A 12767-nucleotide genomic window follows, 5' to 3' on the forward strand; every position below is an offset into this window, starting at 1 on the left:
GCGGCGCTGCTGGGCGCCCTGCCGCTGGCGATCGGCACGGGAACGGGATCGGAGCTGCGCCGGCCGCTCGGCATCGCCATCGTCGGCGGCCTGATCGTCTCGCAGTTCCTGACGCTCTACACCACGCCGGTGATCTATCTGTTCTTCGAGCGCGTGCGGGTCGTGGTCGCCCGCCGGTTCGGGCGCAAGGCGGCGGACAAGCCGCGGCAGATCCCGCTGCCGTTCAACGCCGTGCGCGACCCGGACGCGGCGGAATAGGGCGATGGGCATTTCCGAGCCCTTCATCCGGCGCCCGGTCGCGACCGTCCTGCTGTCGATCGGCCTGATGCTGCTGGGCATCGTGGCCTATCGGCAGCTGGCCGTGGCGGCGCTGCCCAACGTCGACCTGCCGATCATCCGGGTGTCGGCCAGCCTGCCCGGCGCCGATCCGGAGACGGTGGCGGCCTCGCTGGCGACGCCGCTCGAGCGCCAGCTCGGTACGATCTCCGGCCTGACCCAGATCACTTCGATCAATACGCTCGGCAGCAGCATGATCATGCTGCAGTTCGACATCAGCCGGAACGTCGACGATGCCGCCCGCGACGTGCAGGCGGCGATCAACGCGTCGGTCCAGAACCTGCCGCAGGACCTGCCGCGGCTGCCGACCTTCTTCAAGGCGAACCCGGCCGCCTTTCCGATCCTGACCTTGGCGTTGACGTCCGAGACCCTGCCGCCGGGCAAGGTCTACGACTATGCCGACACCGTCGTGTCCCAGAAGCTGTCGCAGCTCGAAGGCGTGTCCGAGGTCGACATCAATGGTGCGGAGAAGAGCGCCGTGCGGGTCGAGGTCGATCCGAGCGCGCTCGCGAACATGGGCCTGGCGCTCAGCGACGTCAGCACGGCGATCCAGTCGGCCAACGTCGACGGACCCAAGGGCAGCATCCAGGGCGACGACCGCGCGCTGATGATCACGGCGACCGACCAGCTATTCACTGCCGAGGACTGGAGCAAGATCGTCGTCGCCTGGCGCAACGGCGCGCCGGTGCGTCTGAAGGACGTGGCCAAGGTCTCGGACGGGGTCGCCAACACCAGGCTCGCCGGCTGGTTCGGCGACGAGCGCGGCATCGTGGTCCAGGTACGCAAGAAGCCGGATGCGAACACCGTCGCGACCGTCGACCGCATCATGGCGGCGCTGCCGCTGCTCGAGCGTTGGATGCCGCCGTCGATCAAGGTCCACGTGACCGCCGACCGCACGCGCATGATCCGTGCCGCGATCGCCGACGTGCAATTCACCATGCTGGTCACGATCGGGCTGGTCGTGCTGGTGATTGCGGTGTTCCTGCGGCGCTTCTGGGCGACGATGATCCCCAGCGTCACGATCCCGGTATCGCTGCTCGCCACCTTCGCGGTCATGTACGCCTGCCACTACAGCCTCGACAACCTGTCTCTGATGGCGCTCATCGTCGCGGTGGGATTCGTGGTCGACGATGCGATCGTCATGATCGAGAACATCACGCGGCTGATCGAGGAGGGCCATCCGCCGGTCGAGGCGGCGATCCGCGGGTCGAGGCAGATGGGCTTCACCATCGTGTCGATCACCGTCTCGCTGATCGCGGCGCTGATCCCGGTGCTATTCATGCCCGGCATCTTCGGCCTGTTCTTCCGCGAGTTCGGCGTGACCCTGTGCGCGGCGATCCTCATGTCGGCGATCGTGTCGCTGACCTTGACGCCGATGATGTGCGCGCGGTTCCTGTCGATCGGCAATCTCAAATCCGCCGACGGCCCGTTCGGCCGGGCCTGCGAGAGGCTGCTGGAGCACACGATCGACGGCTACATGCGCTCGCTGGTCTGGGCGCTGGGCCATCGCTGGCTGATGCTGGGTGTCACCGTCGGTGCCGCCGTCGGCACGATCCTGCTGTTCGGCGTGGTGCCGAAGGGTGCCTTGCCGACCCAGGATACCGGCGTCATTCGGGGGGCAACCCTCGCGCCCCCGGACATTTCCTTTACCGCGATGAGCGACCGCCAGCGTGCCGTGGTTTCGGTCATCGAACAGGATCCGGCGGTCGAGAGCATCACGTCGAACATCGGTTCCAACGGCTTCCAGGGGATGAACAACGGCAGCATCAGCGTCAATCTGGTCGATGCCGGCCGGCGTCCCCGTGTCGAGCAGATCATCGAGCGTCTGCGCCCGCAATTGGCCAAGGTCGACGGCATCCAGAGCTTCCTGTCGCCGGTGCAGGATTTCGGCGGCGGCGGCCGGCAGGGCAATGCGCGCTATCAGTACACGCTGCATGCCAACGATCTGACGTTGCTGGAGCATTGGGCCGCGACCATGCGCGACCGGCTGAAGGCCTTGCCCGAGATCGCCGACGTCAGCACCGACCAGGACAAGGCGGGGCTGCAGATCGACCTGAAGATCGATCGCGAGCGGGCGGCTCGGCTGGGTGTGACCATGAGTGCCATCGACAATGCGCTCTACAACGCGTTCGGCCAGCGGCAGGTCGCGACCATGTACGGCCCGCTCGACCAGTTCAAGGTGGTGCTGGAGGTCGATCCGAAGTTCCAGGGCGAGCCGGCGTCGCTCAACCATCTGTTCGTGCCGGGCACCAACTCGTCGCAGGTGCCGTTGAGCTTCCTGGTGCGGACCCAACCGGGCACGGCACCGGTCCAGCTCAATCATCAGAATGCCAGCCCGGCCATCACCATCTCGTTCAACACCAAGCTGGACGTGACGATCGGCGACGCGATGGCTGCGATCAAGCGCAGCGAGGCCCAGGCGGTGTTTCCCGAAGGCGTTACCGGCTCGTTCGAAGGCGACGCCCGCGACGCGCAGGATTCCAACAACTCCATGCCGCTGCTGCTGATCGGGGCTGTGGTCGCGGTCTATGTCGTGCTGGGCATGCTGTATGAGAGCTATGCCCATCCCTTTACGATCCTCTCGACCATTCCGTCGGCCAGCCTGGGGGCGCTGCTGGCCCTGATCGTCACCAACACCAGCCTGTCGATCATCGCCCTGATCGGCATCATCCTGCTGATCGGGCTGGTCAAGAAGAACGCCATCATGATGGTGGATTTCGCGCTGGACGCGGAACGGCGCGAGGGGCTGACGCCGGAGCAGTCGATCCTGCGTGCCGCACGCCAGCGCTTCCGTCCCATCACCATGACCACGCTCGCCGCCGTGTTCGGCTCGCTGCCGATCGCGCTCGGCCATGGCGCCGGGTCGGAACTGCGACAACCGCTGGGCATCACCATCATTGGCGGCCTGCTGGTCAGCCAGGCGTTGACGCTCTACACCACGCCGGTGGTCTATCTGTTCATCGACCGGCTGCGCTTCCGCCGCACGCGCCGACTGCCGGGCGTGGTGGCGCCGGCCGAGTAACTCACTCGCCTCAGGCCGGACCGTGGTGGGTCATCTCGCCATTCTCGAAATCGCAGCTGTAGATCTTGGCGTCGATGATGTTGGGATTGGTCGGCTGCGCCTCGAGCCGGATCGAGATCGCATCGCCGAAATTGGTGATCGACGGGCCGTCGGCGAACGTCACCGGCAGGGCGCCCAACGACTTGACGAATTCCACCTTGCATCGGGCGACCAGCGGCGCGGTCGTGGCGACGGCCCGCTGCGACGACAGCGCCACCTCTTGCGGCGAGGGCGCACAGCCGGCAAGCATCAGGGCAGGCGCAAACAGGATCGGCATGAGATGACGCAAGGCGGGCTCCCGGCGGGGGTACGAAACGACTGCCCGGAGTCTAGCCGCCGCAGTCGCCGGTTGCGAGGAGGTTCCGGGGACGACAGGTGGTTTGTTGCGCCGGTGTCGCGCGGCCGCCACCTTGCTGCGGTCGGGGTCGACATCTGTGGCCGGTTGTTAGTCTTTGCGGAAATCCTCCGGAACATGCGTGTCATCGAGCCGAGTGTTGCCGTATTGCGCCCAGCTTTGTGAAAAGGCGGTCCATGGTGCTGCGACCCGGGCACCCTGGCGGTAAAAGATCACTCGCGCCGCAACCTTTTCATGGGTGCGGTGGCGATAGACCCAGCGCAATTCGGAGCCGGTATGCCAGGGCTGATGCGATTCCTTGCGCGCAATCGTCTCCATGCTCTGGGCGCTCCATAGCGAGTCGAGCACGAATCTGACGGTGAACCCGCTATCCAGGACGAAACCGATCCCCGCTTTGCACTTGGCGCGCATATAGGGGTCCGACCATTTCTTTTGGTTGCCAAGGCCCGGCATCGCCTTGGCGACGCCATTCTTGGTAAAATTGCTGACGCCCTGGCCCTGCATTTTCGCCCAGAGAGTGGTGAATTTCTTTGCATATGTCAGAAACGATTGCGCCGACTGCGGCAGATCGTCGATCTCAGTCGCAGTCACTTGTCGGGTGGCATAGCTACCGAAGCCACGCAGCGTACCGTCAAGCTGCCTCGTCAGACGATCGATGGTGACTTTGGCGCCGTCGTTGTCGACTTTGTCCGTCGCGGCATCGATGTAGTCGCCCCGATCGAAGGTCGTTCCGTAAATCAGATCACCAAGGATGAAGTCGTTTCTGAAGTCGCACGGGGTGGGCAGCACCATGGCAAACTCCTCATAAGCCGAGCACCTAGGCCCCGGTCTTTGCATGCGGGTCATCGCCTGCGAAAAGACGGCAACCGCGGTCATCTTCTCAGGGTAGCATTTTGTCGTCATTTTACCGTTTTGGTGGAGTGATGCCAAGGCTGCAGATGAAGGTCGTTCATGTTCCCCGCGGCTTGGCTCGCGCCGTCGGCAGCGCCTCGAGCGGGTTCTCCGGCCAGGGATGGCGTGGATACCGGCCGCGCAGGTCGGCGCGGACGGCTTTGTAAGAGCCGGCCCAGAAGCTGCCGAGATCGCTCGTGACCTGGATCGGACGCCGCGCTGGCGACAGGAGATGCAGCTTCAGCCGGACCCGGCCATCGGCGATCGTCGGGGTCTGGGCCAGCCCGAACATCTCCTGCAGCTTGACTGCCAGGACCGGGGTGTCGCCCTCGCCATAGTCGATCGCGACGCGCGAGCCGGAGGGGACCGTCACGTGGGTCGGCGCCAGCCGGTCGAGCGTCTGTAGCTGATTCCAGTCGAACCCGCCGCGCAGCAGCGCCAGGAGGTCGAGGCCCGCCAACTCGCCCAGGCTGCGCTTGCCATCGAGCGCAGGGCCGAGCCATTCCGCCAGTCCGGCGAGAAGCGACGCGTCGTCGAGTGGAGGCCAAGCGTCGCCCTCGATCCGCGCCAGGAATGCGATGCGATGGCGGAAATTCGCCGCCGCGTCGCTCCAGGGCAGCACGTCGAGCCCGGTTTGCCGGATGCCGTCGATCAAAGCGGCTACGACCGCTTCCGGTCGCGGCTTGGCGAGCGGACCGTCGCCCAGGACCAGGGCGCCCAGGCGTCGGCGTCGGCGCGCCTGGACCGACCGGGTCGCGGGCTCGAACACCACTTCGTCGTCGGTGCGGACCCGGTCCCCCAGCGCCAACTCCAGTTCGGCCTGGCTGAGCGGCGCGGCGAGCCAGATCCGGGCATCGGGCGCTTGGCCGTCCAGATCGGCGACCGCCAGGAAATCGGCGCCGGCCAGCGGGTCCGCCTCGGGCAGGAACGCGCCCTGACCGCCCGACAGGCGAAAACGACCCGCCTCCGGGCGGCGCTTGGCGATGCGATCCGGGTATGCCAGGGCCAGCACGGCGCCGGCACCGGCGGGATCGACCGGACCCCAGGGCATGCCCACCTGCCGGGCGAGGCGACGGGCGATCTCGCGGGCCCGGCGCGCGGCATCATTGCCGGCCGGATGTTCGATCAACTCGAGGCGGGAGCGCAGGTCGGCGTCGCGGCCGGCGATGTCGCGTTCGCCCAGGGCGGCCGCGATCGCCGTGGCGAGCACGCCGGCGCCCTGGTCGGCCGCGGCCAGCACCATGTGGGCGAGGCGTGGGGCCAAGCCCAGCTCGGCCATGCGGCGGCCATGCCCGGTCAGGCGACCATCCTCATCCAGCGCCCCGAGCCGGGCCAGCAAGCGCCGCGCGGTGGCGAAGGCGGCCGGGTTCGGCGGATCCAGCAGGCGGAGCGTGCCGGTGTCGGCGAGACCCCATTGCGCCAGCTCGAGCGCGAGCGGCGCCAGGTCGGCGAGTGCGATCTCGGGCTCGGGGCGCACCGCCAGCGCCCTATGCTGCGCCTCCGGCCACAGCCGCCAGGCGATGCCTGGCTCGGTCCGGCCGGCGCGACCGGCGCGCTGGGTGGCGCCGGCCTGGGACACCCGGCCCGTCTCCAGCCGGACCATGCCGGTGCGCGGATCGTAGCGCGCGCCGCGTGCGAGGCCGGCATCGACCACTTGGCGCACGCCGTCGATGGTCAGGCTGGTCTCGGCGATCGAGGTGGCGAGCACGATCTTGCGGCGCCCCGGCGGCGACGGAGCCAGCGCACGGTCCTGGCCGCCCGGATCGAGGTCGCCGTAGAGCGGCAGCAGGTCGATCCCGGGCGGCAGGTTCCGGCCGCGCAGCAGCCGCTCGACCCGCCGGATTTCGCCGCCGCCGGGCAGGAACACCAGCAGGCCGCCCGGTTCGTCCAGGGCCTGCGCTACCGCATCGGCCACGGCCTCCGCCAACCGGTTGGGCGGAGGGGCGGGCAGGTTGCGGATCTCGACCGGGAAGGCGCGCCCCTCCGAGGTGATGACGGCCGCGTCGCCCATCAGCGCCGCGACCGGACCGGCGTCGAGCGTCGCCGACATCGCGACCAATCGCAGTTCGGGCCGGAGGCCGCCCTGGGCGTCGAGGCTGAGCGCCAGGCCCAGGTCGGTTTCCAGCCGCCGCTCGTGAAATTCGTCGAACAGCACCGCGCCGATGCCGTCGAGGCCCGGGTCATCCTGGATCATGCGGGTGAAGACGCCATCGGTCACGACCTCGATCCGCGTGCGTTTGGAAACGCGGGTGTCCAGCCGCACGCGATAGCCCACCGTCTCGCCGACCGGTTCGCCCAGCAGGTCCGCCATCCGGCGGGCCGCGGCACGGGCGGCGAGACGGCGTGGCTCCAGCATCACGATCTTGGCGGTGCCGAGCCATTGCCGCCGGAGCAGGGCCAAGGGAACGCCGGTGGTCTTGCCGGCACCGGGGGGCGCCTGCAGCACGGCGTTCGATCCCTGGGCGAGGGCCGCCAACAGAGCAGGCAGCGCCGCGCGGATCGGCAGACTGGGCGGCAACAGATCGATAGGGTCGGTCATGGCTGACGCGTCATCGGGCCGAACGGCCGCCCGGTCAAGGGCCCTTGGGCGGGCTTCCCGTCACGAAGCGTACTTGAACTTCCGCAGCTTCATGACGTAGCCGATGATTTCGGCGACCGCCTTGTAGTGGTCGGGCGGGATTTCCTCGTCGATCTCGACCGTCGCGTAGAGCGCGCGGGCGAGTGGCGGGTTCTCGATGATCGGCACGTCGTGCTCGGTCGCGAGGTCGCGGATCTTCTTCGCCATGAAATCGACGCCCTTGGCCACGACGCGCGGCGCGCCGGCGGTGCCCATCTCGTATTGCAGGGCGACGGCGAAATGGGTCGGATTGGTGATGATGACCGACGCCTTCGGAACCGAGGCCATCATGCGCTTGCGCGCCCGGCTCATGCGGATCTGGCGCATGCGTCCCTTGATGTGCGGGTCGCCGTCGGCGTTCTTGTGCTCGTCCTTGACCTCCTGCTTGGTCATCTTGAGCGACTGCAGGGTCGACCATTTCTGATAGAAATAATCGAACAGCGCGATGGCGGCGATCGCCAGCAGCACGCCGATCATCAGGTGCAGCAGGACGGCGAACATCTCGTGCGTCATGGCCCGGGGGTCCATGCCGGTCAGGGTCTCGATCTTCATCAGCTCGGGCGAGACATAGGTGAAGGCGACCGCGCCGACGATCGCTGCCTTGATCAGGCCTTTGCCGAACTCGATCATCTGCTTGGTCGAGAATATCTTGCCGATGCCGTTCAGTGGATTGAGGAAGTTGAAACTGAAGTCGAACTTGCCGGTCGCCCAGACGAAACCGGTCTGGGCCATGGTCGCGACGACGGCGGCCACGATCATGAGCAGCAGCGGTGGCGTCAGCGCCCAGGCGAGTGCGCCTGCGATCTCGCTCAGCAGGGCTTCGAAGTTCGGTTCCGTGCCGACGACGATCCGTTCGGGCTGCTCGACGAACCGGCGCATCAGCATCAGCATCGGCCGCATCGTCCAGGGCAGCACGGAATAGCAGGTGAAGGTCGCCATCAGCAGGATGATGAGCGTCGTCGCCTCTTTGGACATGGCGATCTGGCCACGCCCGCGGGCCTGGCTCACCCGTTTACCGGTTGGATCTTCTGTCCTCGAGTCCTGGTCTTCGGCCATCTCTTCTCCAGCCCGGACGCCCGCATGCCTCGGCTTGGCGTGGCGCACCACTATCCCATCGGCATGGTTAATAAAATCGTAAGTCCAGGACGGAATGACTCCGGGAGGTTGAGCGAAGTACTGACGGACGCGAGGCGTTAACGAATCAAATTCTACTCAAAATCCAACTTTCGAAGCGTCGGTGCAGCATTTGTCATCAATTGACGCAAATCTGACCTGGTAATGCCCAGCGCGATATTCAGTGTTCCAACAGGTGCGACTCTCGGTCGATAGAGCTCGTCGAGTTAACCAATGATCTGCACTTGACAGAAATCGGCGGGTAGGTATTATGGTGTACCCCCTGAGGAGTGTTTGCAAAATGTCAAGCATTTCCGTCCAGCCAACCTCGGGGCCGGCGGTCGTGTCATCGGTAAAACCCGTTAACAGCTCGACCGATTCGGCCACGACGCATGAGACGGCTAAAAGCCAGTCGACGACGCAAGGCAACGCGTCCGTCCTTTATCCGAGCCCGACCGATTCAATCGATCCGGCGACGAGCCAGCTCGTCATCGAATATCGAAACAGCTCGAACGGCGAGGAGGAATATCAGATTCCTTCCAAGTCGCAGTTGAGGCTCTACCAGATCAGCCAGTCCCGTGTTCAGGTTCCCGGCGAAACGCCGACGAGTCCGGTTCCGGCCGACACGGCCAACGCGGTTGCCTGAGACGGTCTGCTGATCTTCGGCAGGCTCGACGGCCTGCTGAGCCGCCTCGGATGCTGTCTCATCGCCTGCCGGTCGGCCGCGATGCGACTCGAAGTATGCTCTCGCCGACCGGGATCTTCATCATAGAACGATCGGACAGCGCTCGGGACTTCCCGGCGCCGTACGCGTTTGCTCTAATGGCGGGATCTTGGTGGGTCTGGTTGCGGTTCCGCCTGCTTGATACGAAGGTGGTTCATGCCCCAGCGTCTGTTGCTGCTGACCGGCTCGTTCGAAGCGGGCGTTCTCATCCCCTTCTTCGCCCGCCATGCGCCGGCAGCGCGCATCGAGGCGATTCACCAGGGGGCGGAACTCGAGGCGGCCGTGCGGGCGGGCACGGAGGGAACCCGGCTGCTCGGCTTCTGCACCGCCACGATCGTACCGCCCGCGCTGTTGGCGCTGCTGCCCGGCCCCTCCTACAACATCCATCCGGGGCCGCCCAGCTTTCCCGGGCGCCATCCGGAATGCTGGGGCGCCTATCGGGCGGCGCCACGGTTCGGCGCCACCCTGCATGAAATGGCGTCACGCGTGGACGAAGGGCCGATCGTCGACGTGCAATGGTTCGAGATGACCGAAGGCGGCGGTCAGGCGGCCTATGGCATGCGTGCCTATCAGGCGGCGATCCAACTGCTGATGCGCTGGGCGCCCTGGCTGGTCAACGACGATCGGCCGTTGCCGCGATCGGCGGATCGCTGGAGCGGCACCAAGACGCGGCGGGCGGACATCGAGGCGATGTGCCGGGTGACGCCGGATATCGACGAGGCGGAATTCGAGCGTCGGCGGCTCGCTTTCGCCGAGCAGCCCGGCGGCCGCATGAGCATCATGCTGCACGGCCGGGAGTTCAAGTACGAGGTCCCGCCCGAGGCCCCGCCGTCGCCGGTTGAAAAGACTTAAGCGCTGACGTCGCCGCTGGTCGTGGCCTGGCGATCGCGCTCGGCCTTTTGTTCCGGGCTGAGGTCCGTTCCGAGCAGGCCGGCCGCGATGTTGCGGTTGATGTTGATCAGGACTTCGAGCTTTTCCGCCGTCGGCACGGCCAGCAGGTCGACCGATCGCTTGTCGACGAAGTTCGACAGGTTCAGCAGGCCCTCGCGAATGCTGCGGGGTGTCTGACAGTCAGGATCGGCCTGTTCGGCCTGGATGATGGTCCACAGCCGCCAGTTCAGCCGGACGGCGTCGAGCACCGTCTCGCGCGGCGTCCCTGGTGCCATGACGGCCGCCATCTTCCGGGCGGTCGTGGTCAGGCCCCAGGCCAAGGTCTGTTCCGGACTGGCGTGTTCCAACGCCATCGTCTGCTGTTTCGCGTATCCGGTCTTCATCGCCGATCCTCTACCAAGTCCTTGTCGCGCAGGAAGTCGGGCGGTACCGCCGCCGCGATCCGGGCCGTCGGGCGGCGCCGTCGTTCTCGATCGATCATGACGCCACCCGGATCGCGCGGTCGCCGACCGCCTCGCTCAGTCGGCCGACCACGCGCTTGACATCGGCGGGGGTCATGCCGACGAACAAGGGCAACGACAAGGTGCGTCCATAATATCCCTCGGCGCCGGGCAGCACGAGCCCAGGATCGAGCCTGCTGTAGTAGGGCTGCCGGTGCACGGGGATGTAATGGACCTGGGTCCCGATCCCTTCGGCACGCAGCTGGTTCATGACCGCGGCGCGCTCGATGCCGGCGTCCGCAAAATCGATCAGCACGCAGTAGAGATGCCAGGCCGGCATCGAGAAACGGCTGCGCCGGATCGGCTGGATCCGGCCATCCAGGCCGCCGATCAGCTCGTCATACCGTCGGGCCAGCGCGCGACGTTCCTCGACGAAGCGGTCCAGCCGCTCGATCTGGCTCAGGGCCAGTGCCGCGTGGATGTCCGACATCCGGTAGTTCCAGCCGATCTCCGGCATTTCATAATACCAGGGATTCGCCTTGCCCGCTGCGTCGAAGGCCAGCGCCGGATTCTCGAAATCCTCGGCATCGCGCACCATCCCGTGCGATCGCATCCGTTCGAGCCGGCGGGCGAGGTCGGGATCGTTGGTCGTGACCGCGCCGCCTTCGCCGGCCGCCACGGTCTTGACCGGGTGGAACGACAGGATCGCCATATCGGACAGGCGGCAACTGCCGACCGCCGCGGCGGCCCCGTCGCTACAGGCATGATAGGCGCCGATCGCGTGGCAGGCGTCCTCGACCACGGCGCAATCATGCCGCCGGGCGATGGCCGAAAGGCTGGCCATGTCGGCGCATTGGCCGGCCAGATGGACCGGGAACACCGCGCGGACCTTCAGTCCCGCCGCCTGGGCGCGCGCAAAAGCGTCTTCGAGGTCTTCCGGCCGCATCAGGCCGTTGTCCGGGTCGACGTCGGCGAACACGACGGCGGCACCGACCATGCGGACCGCGTTCGCGGTCGAGAGAAAGGTGATCGACGGCACGATGGCCGCATCGCCGGGGCCCAGGGCCAGGGCGAGGCAGGCCAGGTGCAGGGCGGCGGTCCCGCTGGAATTGCTGACGGCGAAACGCGCGCCCAGCTTGGTTGCCAGCGCCGCTTCGAAGGCCGCGACCTTGGGTCCGGTCGTCAGGTAGTCGCTCTTCAGCACTTCGACGACCGCGGCGATGTCGGACTCGTCGATCGCCTGTCTGCCGTATGGCAGGAAGGGGCCGCGCGGTTCTGTGCCGGTCATGCGATCGTCTCTGCCATCAATTGGGTCAGCCGGTCGCCGTCCAGCCAGTCGTCGTTGGTGTCAGACGCATAGCGGAAGCCTTCCGCGACCGATTTCGCGCCGGATTTCAGGTAGGTCTCGCGATGCCAGAAATTGAAGGCCGGCTCGATGATGTAGCGGTCGGGCAATTCCAGCGTCATGCGCGAATCGTCGTCGGTCACCATGACCTCGTGCAACTTCTCGCCCGGACGGATGCCGATCTCCTTGATCGGCAGGTGAGGGGCGAGGCAGGCCGCGAGGTCGGTCATGCGCATGCTCGGGATCTTGGGCACGAAGATCTCGCCGCCGCGCATCATGGCGATGGACGAGGAGACGAAATCCACGCCCTGCTGCAGCGTGATCCAGAACCGCGTCATGCGAGCGTCGGTGATCGGCAGGTGGTTGGCGCCCTCGGCGATCAGCCGGCGGAAGAACGGAATGACGCTGCCGCGCGAGCCCACCACGTTGCCGTAGCGCACGACCGAGAAGCGGGTGCCGATCGAGCCGGACAGGTTGTTGGCCGCGACGAAGATCTTGTCGGACGCGAGCTTGGTGGCGCCGTACAGGTTGATCGGGTTGGCGGCCTTGTCGGTCGACAGCGCCAGCACCTTGTCGACACCGTTGTTCAGCGCCGCATGAACGACGTTCTCCGCCCCCATGATGTTGGTGCGGATGCATTCGAAGGGGTTGTATTCGGCAGCCGGAACCTGCTTCAGCGCCGCCGAATGCACGATGATGTCGGTTTCCCGTGCCGCGAGCTGCAGGCGCTGGGCGTCACGGACGTCGCCGATGAAGAAGCGCAACAGCGGGGCGGATGCGCTGAATTCCTGCTGCATCTCGTATTGCTTGAATTCGTCGCGCGAGTAGATCACCACGCGGCGGACCTTCGAACGGGTCAGCAGGTTCTTGATGAAGCGTTTGCCGAACGTACCGGTACCACCCGTGACCAGGACCGACTTGTTATCGAATTCGCGATACGGATCGGACGATGCCGACATCAACTGCATTCCCAATCATGGCCCTAGAGACGCCT

Annotated in this window: 11 protein-coding genes; 4 read left to right on the forward strand and 7 right to left on the reverse strand. The window is 66.4% G+C overall.

Going from position 1 to position 12767, the window contains the following annotated elements; all coding sequences use genetic code 11:
• Together VGV37_RS30050 and VGV37_RS30055 are read left to right on the forward strand one after the other, a co-directional pair.
• Window positions 1-258: efflux RND transporter permease subunit (locus tag VGV37_RS30050; protein ID WP_326883564.1), on the forward strand; the 258-nt coding region annotated here is incomplete at its 5' end.
• Between the two features lie 4 nt (window positions 259-262).
• Complete coding sequence (locus tag VGV37_RS30055) at window positions 263-3358, forward strand: efflux RND transporter permease subunit (protein WP_326883565.1); 3096 nt, start codon at window positions 263-265, stop codon at window positions 3356-3358.
• Between the two features lie 10 nt (window positions 3359-3368).
• Here the strand turns inward: VGV37_RS30055 and VGV37_RS30060 are convergent, their stop codons facing one another.
• The 4 genes from VGV37_RS30060 to flhB form a co-directional block, all read right to left on the reverse strand.
• Window positions 3369-3686, reverse strand: coding sequence for a hypothetical protein (locus VGV37_RS30060; protein WP_326883566.1), 318 nt, complete (start codon window positions 3684-3686; stop codon window positions 3369-3371).
• A 156-nt stretch (window positions 3687-3842) separates the two neighbouring features.
• Entirely contained in the window at window positions 3843-4544 is a 702-nt protein-coding gene (locus tag VGV37_RS30065; protein ID WP_326883567.1) for a hypothetical protein, read from the reverse strand.
• Window positions 4545-4701: 157 nt separating this feature from the next.
• Entirely contained in the window at window positions 4702-7182 is a 2481-nt protein-coding gene (gene hrpB, locus VGV37_RS30070) for an ATP-dependent helicase HrpB (protein WP_326883568.1), read from the reverse strand.
• A 60-nt stretch (window positions 7183-7242) separates the two neighbouring features.
• Window positions 7243-8316: a flagellar biosynthesis protein FlhB gene (gene flhB, locus VGV37_RS30075; protein ID WP_326883569.1), complete on the reverse strand. Its 1074-nt coding sequence runs from the start codon at window positions 8314-8316 to the stop codon at window positions 7243-7245.
• A gap of 358 nt (window positions 8317-8674) precedes the next feature.
• Here flhB and VGV37_RS30080 point away from each other — a divergent pair, with 358 nt between their 5' ends.
• Window positions 8675-9019: a hypothetical protein gene (locus VGV37_RS30080; protein WP_326883570.1), complete on the forward strand. Its 345-nt coding sequence runs from the start codon at window positions 8675-8677 to the stop codon at window positions 9017-9019.
• A 234-nt stretch (window positions 9020-9253) separates the two neighbouring features.
• Window positions 9254-9949, forward strand: a complete 696-nt coding sequence (locus tag VGV37_RS30085; RefSeq protein ID WP_326883571.1) for a formyltransferase family protein — start codon at window positions 9254-9256, stop codon at window positions 9947-9949.
• On the opposite strand, the gene VGV37_RS30090 is transcribed toward VGV37_RS30085, so the two are convergent.
• The 3 genes from VGV37_RS30090 to pseB form a co-directional block, all read right to left on the reverse strand.
• On the reverse strand, window positions 9946-10371 hold the full coding sequence (locus VGV37_RS30090) for a flagellar biosynthesis regulator FlaF (protein WP_326883572.1): 426 nt from the start codon (window positions 10369-10371) through the stop codon (window positions 9946-9948). The genes VGV37_RS30085 and VGV37_RS30090 overlap by 4 nt on opposite strands.
• Before the next feature lie 94 nt (window positions 10372-10465).
• A complete protein-coding gene (gene pseC / locus VGV37_RS30095; RefSeq protein ID WP_326883573.1) occupies window positions 10466-11716 on the reverse strand; it encodes a UDP-4-amino-4,6-dideoxy-N-acetyl-beta-L-altrosamine transaminase in 1251 nt (416 codons plus the stop codon).
• Window positions 11713-12732 carry a UDP-N-acetylglucosamine 4,6-dehydratase (inverting) gene (pseB, locus tag VGV37_RS30100; protein ID WP_326883574.1) on the reverse strand — a complete coding sequence of 340 codons (1020 nt, stop codon included), beginning with the start codon at window positions 12730-12732 and terminating at the stop codon, window positions 11713-11715. The genes pseC and pseB overlap by 4 nt, the downstream gene beginning before the upstream one ends.
• Window positions 12733-12767: the final 35 nt, after the last annotated feature.

This window comes from Aliidongia sp., assembly GCF_035943795.1.
GTDB lineage: Bacteria > Pseudomonadota > Alphaproteobacteria > ATCC43930 > CGMCC-115725 > Aliidongia.

Excerpts from the sequence above, each read along its gene's own strand:
- VGV37_RS30055 (WP_326883565.1), top strand. The coding sequence starts at position 263 with ATGGGCATTTCCGAGCCCTTCATCCGGCGCCCGGTCGCGACCGTCCTG.
- VGV37_RS30065 (WP_326883567.1), bottom strand. The coding sequence starts at position 4,544 with ATGGTGCTGCCCACCCCGTGCGACTTCAGAAACGACTTCATCCTTGGT.
- hrpB (WP_326883568.1), bottom strand. The coding sequence starts at position 7,182 with ATGACCGACCCTATCGATCTGTTGCCGCCCAGTCTGCCGATCCGCGCG.
- flhB (WP_326883569.1), bottom strand. The coding sequence starts at position 8,316 with ATGGCCGAAGACCAGGACTCGAGGACAGAAGATCCAACCGGTAAACGG.
- VGV37_RS30080 (WP_326883570.1), top strand. The coding sequence starts at position 8,675 with ATGTCAAGCATTTCCGTCCAGCCAACCTCGGGGCCGGCGGTCGTGTCA.
- VGV37_RS30085 (WP_326883571.1), top strand. The coding sequence starts at position 9,254 with ATGCCCCAGCGTCTGTTGCTGCTGACCGGCTCGTTCGAAGCGGGCGTT.
- VGV37_RS30090 (WP_326883572.1), bottom strand. The coding sequence starts at position 10,371 with ATGAAGACCGGATACGCGAAACAGCAGACGATGGCGTTGGAACACGCC.
- pseC (WP_326883573.1), bottom strand. The coding sequence starts at position 11,716 with ATGACCGGCACAGAACCGCGCGGCCCCTTCCTGCCATACGGCAGACAG.
- pseB (WP_326883574.1), bottom strand. The coding sequence starts at position 12,732 with ATGTCGGCATCGTCCGATCCGTATCGCGAATTCGATAACAAGTCGGTC.